Origin of the sequence: Escherichia sp. 94.0001, assembly GCF_013369155.2 — a bacterium.
Taxonomy (GTDB): domain Bacteria; phylum Pseudomonadota; class Gammaproteobacteria; order Enterobacterales; family Enterobacteriaceae; genus Escherichia; species Escherichia coli_F.
Genome location: NZ_JABWMS020000117.1, coordinates 1 through 5,399 on the forward strand (window position 1 = coordinate 1; position 5,399 = coordinate 5,399).

Annotated in this window: 5 protein-coding genes and 1 pseudogene; all 6 read left to right on the forward strand. The window is 34.8% G+C overall.

The genetic code is table 11. The features are described from left to right. Window positions 1-579 (forward strand): annotated as a pseudogene (gene rfaS / locus HEN33_RS24005) (LPS core biosynthesis protein RfaS); the annotation flags it as partial. 43 nt (window positions 580-622) lie between these two features. After that, entirely contained in the window at window positions 623-1,702 is a 1,080-nt protein-coding gene (waaB, locus tag HEN33_RS24010; RefSeq protein WP_176263336.1) for a lipopolysaccharide 1,6-galactosyltransferase, read from the forward strand. After that, the gene (gene waaO, locus HEN33_RS24015) at window positions 1,702-2,721 is read left to right on the forward strand and encodes a lipopolysaccharide 3-alpha-galactosyltransferase (protein ID WP_001188015.1); all 1,020 of its coding nucleotides are present in this window, start codon (window positions 1,702-1,704) and stop codon (window positions 2,719-2,721) included. Before waaB ends, waaO begins: the two co-directional genes overlap by 1 nt. A gap of 39 nt (window positions 2,722-2,760) precedes the next feature. Beyond that, window positions 2,761-3,777: a lipopolysaccharide 1,2-glucosyltransferase RfaJ gene (rfaJ, locus tag HEN33_RS24020; protein WP_183083484.1), complete on the forward strand. Its 1,017-nt coding sequence runs from the start codon at window positions 2,761-2,763 to the stop codon at window positions 3,775-3,777. A gap of 17 nt (window positions 3,778-3,794) precedes the next feature. Beyond that, window positions 3,795-4,493: a lipopolysaccharide core heptose(II) kinase RfaY gene (gene rfaY, locus HEN33_RS24025; protein ID WP_104918084.1), complete on the forward strand. Its 699-nt coding sequence runs from the start codon at window positions 3,795-3,797 to the stop codon at window positions 4,491-4,493. Between the two features lie 71 nt (window positions 4,494-4,564). Then, on the forward strand, window positions 4,565-5,399 hold an 835-nt coding region (gene waaZ / locus HEN33_RS24030; protein WP_183083485.1), incomplete at its 3' end, for a 3-deoxy-D-manno-oct-2-ulosonate III transferase WaaZ.

The following is a 5,399-nucleotide window of genomic DNA, read 5'->3' on the forward strand; positions in this document are numbered from 1 at the left end:
GAACATAGGTGTATAGGGAATGAAAATATCAAGGCAACAGAACAATTTTTTCCTATAGGAATGGATGAAATTAGAAATTATAGTTTATCCGACAAAAATAACAGTCAACCAATATGTTTTTTTCTTGGTCGTGATAAAGGACGTCTTCAAATAATTAATGAATTAGCCGATAGATTAACAACACTAGGATGTAAGCTAGATTTTAATGTTGTCAAAGATAAGACATCATCTCCGACTTCAAAGTATTTGATTGAAAAACAATTATCTTATGAAGAGAATATTAAAAGAACTTTAAATGCTAATATCATTATTGATATAACTAAAGAAAACCAATCTGGCTGGACTCTTCGTATACTTGAGGCACTATTTTTCAATAAAAAATTAATTACTAATAATATAAATATACTTGGTTCAGAAATCTATAGTGAATCTCGCTGTTTTATAATGGGTCATGATGATTGGGATAAGTTAGAGTATTTTATTAACTCACCTGTTAAACCAATGGATTATGATAGTTTATATAAATTCAGCCCTGATAAAATGATGTCAACAATTGTTTCTGATTTTATAGAAAAATAAAACCGTTAAAACAGTAAGTTTTACTCAATTCATGAGAGTTTCAATGAAAATAGCATTTATTGGCGAAGCTGTTTCTGGATTTGGCGGCATGGAAACAGTCATTCGTGATGTTATTACTACCTTCAGGCAACAACATATCCAAAGTGAAATGTTTTTCTTTTGTCGTAATGACAAAATGGATAAGGGATGGCTGGAAGGTATTAAGTACTCGTGTTCATTTTCCAATATTCGCTTAGGTTTTTTGCGTCGCGCGAAACATATTCATGCTTTAAGCAAATGGCTTCAGGATTATCAGCCAGATGTTGTTATTTGTATTGACGTGATCTCGTGTTTGTATGCGGCTAAAGCTCGTAAAAAATCGGGGATTGATGTACCTGTATTTTCATGGCCGCATTTTTCTTTAGATCATAAAAAACATGCTGAATATATCACCTGTGCCGACTATCATTTAGCCATCAGCTCTGGTATTAAACAGCAAATGATTAGCCGGGGTGTACCAGAATCGACAATAAACGTTATTTTTAATCCCGTCGAGGCGAAAAATTCAGTCATTCCTGCACCCGGGGAAGGCGAAACGGCAACATTCATATATGTTGGGCGCATGAAATTTGAAGGCCAAAAGCGCGTAAAAGATCTGCTTGATGGCTTATCACAAGTGCAAGTTGACTGGAAGCTTCATGTATTGGGAGATGGCTCCGATTTCGAAAAATGCCAGGCTTATGGTAGAGAATTAAATATTGATGATCGAATTGTCTGGTATGGTTGGCAACAACATCCCTGGAAATTAGTTCAGCAAGATATTAAAAAAGTGAGTGCATTATTACTCACGTCATCTTTTGAAGGTTTCCCAATGACCCTACTTGAAGCTTTGTCGTGGGGGATCCCTTGTATCAGTGCAGATTGTGTCTCCGGGCCTGCTGATATCATTCAGCCTGATGTTAATGGTCATTTATATCATCCGGGTGATATGACCGGTTTTGTCGCTCTTCTCAATAAATACATAGCCGGTGAAATTCACATCTCACATGAAAAAATTCCGGCGTCGATTGATAAATTTTATCAGCCGAAATATTACGACAGATTGCAAAAGATAATTATTTCTGTTATTTCCCGGAGGAAATAATGCAGCAGGTTTTTTTCCAGGAAACTGAATTTCTCAATTCGGTTATTGATTATAATCATAAAATAGAAGCAGAAAATTTTTGTCTGGATATCGCTTATGGGACTGACAAAAATTTTCTTTTTGGATGCGGAATTTCGATTGCTTCAATATTAAAGTATAATGAAGGGAATCGATTATGCTTTCATATTTTTACTGATTATTTCGGTGATGACGATCGCAAATATTTCGATGCTCTTGCAAGGCAATATAAAACAAGAATTAAGATATATTTAATTAATGGCGATCGACTCCGTTCATTACCCTGCACCAAGAACTGGACTCACGCTATTTATTTTCGTTTTGTTATCGCAGATTACTTTTTTAATAAAGCACCCAAAGTTCTTTATCTGGATGCAGATATTATTTGTCAGGGGACTATTGAGCCACTAATTAAATTCTCATTTCCTGACGATAAAGTTGCAATGGTTGTTACAGAAGGGCAAGCTGACTGGTGGGAAAAACGCGCCCATTCGTTAGGTGTTGCGGGAATTGCTAAAGGTTACTTTAACTCCGGTTTTTTATTGATTAATACTGCCCAATGGGCGGCTCAGCAGGTTTCTGCACGAGCCATTGCAATGCTAAATGAGTCAGAAATAATCAAAAAAATAACACATCCTGATCAGGATGTATTAAATATGTTGCTGGCAGATAAACTTATTTTTGCTGATATTAAATATAACACCCAGTTTAGCTTAAATTATCAACTAAAAGAAAGCTTTATAAACCCAGTAACCAACGACACTATTTTTATCCATTATATCGGGCCAACCAAGCCCTGGCATGATTGGGCCTGGGATTATCCTGTATCACAAGCCTTTATGGAGGCAAAAAATGCTTCGCCATGGAAGAATACGGCATTGCTGAAACCGAATAATAGCAATCAATTAAGATATAGCGCAAAACATATGCTTAAAAAGCATAGATATCTAAAAGGATTTAGCAACTATCTTTTTTATTTTATTGAAAAGATAAAGCATTAAAACTGGGAAACTATAAAGTAATGATATAAGGGTAGCCTTGTGGACTCATTTCCTGCCATAGAGATAGATAAAGTTAAAGCTTGGGATTTTAGGCTTATTGATGAAAATACTGTTGAAAGTTTAAATGTTGCCTATGGTGTCGATGCAAATTATCTTGATGCTGTAGGTGTATCCATTACTTCAATTGTCATCAATAATCGACATATTAATCTTGATTTTTATATTATTGCTGATGTTTATAGCGACGATTTCTTTCAAAAAGTCGAGAAACTTGCTGAGCAATACCAATTAAGAATCACACTTTATAGAATAAATACTGATAATCTTCAGTGCTTGCCTTGTACACAAGTCTGGTCAAGAGCAATGTACTTCCGTTTATTTGCTTTTCAATTATTGGGAATAACACTTAATCGTTTGCTTTATCTTGATGCCGATGTAGTTTGTAAGGGAGATATTAGTCAACTATTGCATTTAGAGTTTAATGGAGCTGTGGCTGCAGTCGTCAGGGATGTAGACCCAATGCAGGAAAAGGCGGTAGTCAGATTATCTGATCCTGAACTTCGGGGGCAGTATTTTAATTCTGGTGTCGTTTACTTAGACCTAAAAAAATGGACAGAAGCAAAACTAACCGAAAAAGCACTGTCCATTCTTATGAGTAAAGATAGCATTTATAAGTATCCTGACCAGGACGTTATGAATGTCCTACTAAAAGGGATGACAATATTCCTGCCACGTGAATTTAACACTATTTATACAATAAAAAGTGAGTTAAAAGATAAAACGCATCAAAAATATAAAGAGTTGATAAAAGAGAATACTCTTCTTATTCACTATACTGGGGCCACCAAGCCGTGGCACAAATGGGCAATTTATCCATCGGTAAAATACTATAAAATAGCTTTAGAAAGATCCCCCTGGAAAGATGACTCACCACGAGATGCAAAATCAATTATTGAATTCAAAAAAAGATATAAACATCTGTTAGTGCAACATCATTATATCTCAGGACTCATTGCAGGAGTGTGTTATCTTTACCGAAAATATTACCGTAAATAACATTTAACTGGTTTAACATGATTCAGAAGAATAAAATCAAAGATTTAGTTGTTTTTACCGATGAAAATAATTCAAAGTATCTCAATGTATTAAATGACTTTCTTTCTTATGATATTAATATCATCAAAGTTTTTCGTTCTATAGATGATACAAAAGTCATGCTTATTGATACCGATTACGGTAAATTGATACTTAAAGTTTTTTCTCCTAAAGTTAAACGCAACGAACGTTTCTTTAAATCTCTTTTAAAGGGAGATTATTATGAACGCCTTTTTGAGCAAACTCAAAAAGTGCGTAACGAGGGGCTACATTCTCTCAATGACTTCTATTTGTTAGCAGAACGGAAAACATTACGTTTTGTCCATACTTACATCATGCTTATCGAATATATCGATGGCGTTGAGTTGTGTGATATCCCCGATATTGATGAAACGTTAAAAAATAAAATTCAACAATCAATCCGTTCATTGCACGAACATGGTATGGTATCTGGTGATCCTCACCGTGGTAATTTTATTATTGAAAATGGTGAAGTACGCATTATTGATCTTTCAGGAAAACGGGCATCTGCACAACGTAAAGCGAAAGATCGTATTGATCTAGAACGACATTATGGTATTAAGAATGAGATTAAAGATCTCGGTTATTATCTTTTAGTTTATCGTAAAAAAATACGTAATCTTATGCGCCGCTTGAAAGGAAAGCCAGCACGATAAAGTAAAAGTCTTACATTTAAACGTCTTCGTCAGAACATTTCTATGCGGAGTTATTATTTCACAGGTTTATCATGAAGAATATTAGATACATTGACAAAAAAGATGTTGAAAACCTGATAGAAAGTAAAACGTCTGATGATGTTATTATTTTTCTTTCCGGCCCCACATCGCAAAAAACACCATTGTCAGTTCTGCAGACAAGGGATGTTATTGCTGTCAATGGTTCCGCGCAATATCTACTAAGTCATAATATTATTCCCTATATTTATGTACTTACTGATGTTCGCTTCTTGCATCAGCGTCGTGATGATTTTTATAAATTTAGCCAGAGAAGTCGTTATACCATAGTAAACGTCGACGTTTATGAACACGCTTCCAAAGAAGATAAACTTTATATCCTCCAAAACTGCCTCGTATTACGGTCCTTTTACCGCCGAGAAAAAGGCGGTTTGATAAAGAAGATAAAATTTAATATATTAAGTCAGATTCATAAAGAACTGTTGATCTCTGTACCGTTGTCTAAAAAAGGTCGTCTGGTCGGATTTAGCAAGGACATCAGTCTTGGTTATTGCTCATGCCATACTATTGCCTTTGCTGCAATTCAAATAGCATATACACTTAAGTATGCGCGGATTATTTGTTCTGGTCTTGATTTAACTGGTAGTTGTTCTCGTTTCTATGACGAAAGTAACAATCCTATGCCCTCGGAATTGAGTAGGGATTTGTTTAAAATCTTGCCATTTTTCCGTTTTATGCGTGATAATGTAGAAGATATTAATATTTATAATTTGTCAGATGATACGGCTATTTCTTACGATGTAATTCCATTTATTAAACCTCTCGATATCAGTACAGAAGAGTCAAAGGATAAGATAAGAAAAAAAATGGAATATAAAGCTTCAACTG

Coding starts and splice junctions, on each gene's coding strand:
- waaO (WP_001188015.1), top strand. CDS start 1,702: ATGCAGCAGGTTTTTTTCCAGGAAACTGAATTTCTCAATTCGGTTATT.
- waaB (WP_176263336.1), top strand. CDS start 623: ATGAAAATAGCATTTATTGGCGAAGCTGTTTCTGGATTTGGCGGCATG.
- rfaY (WP_104918084.1), top strand. CDS start 3,795: ATGATTCAGAAGAATAAAATCAAAGATTTAGTTGTTTTTACCGATGAA.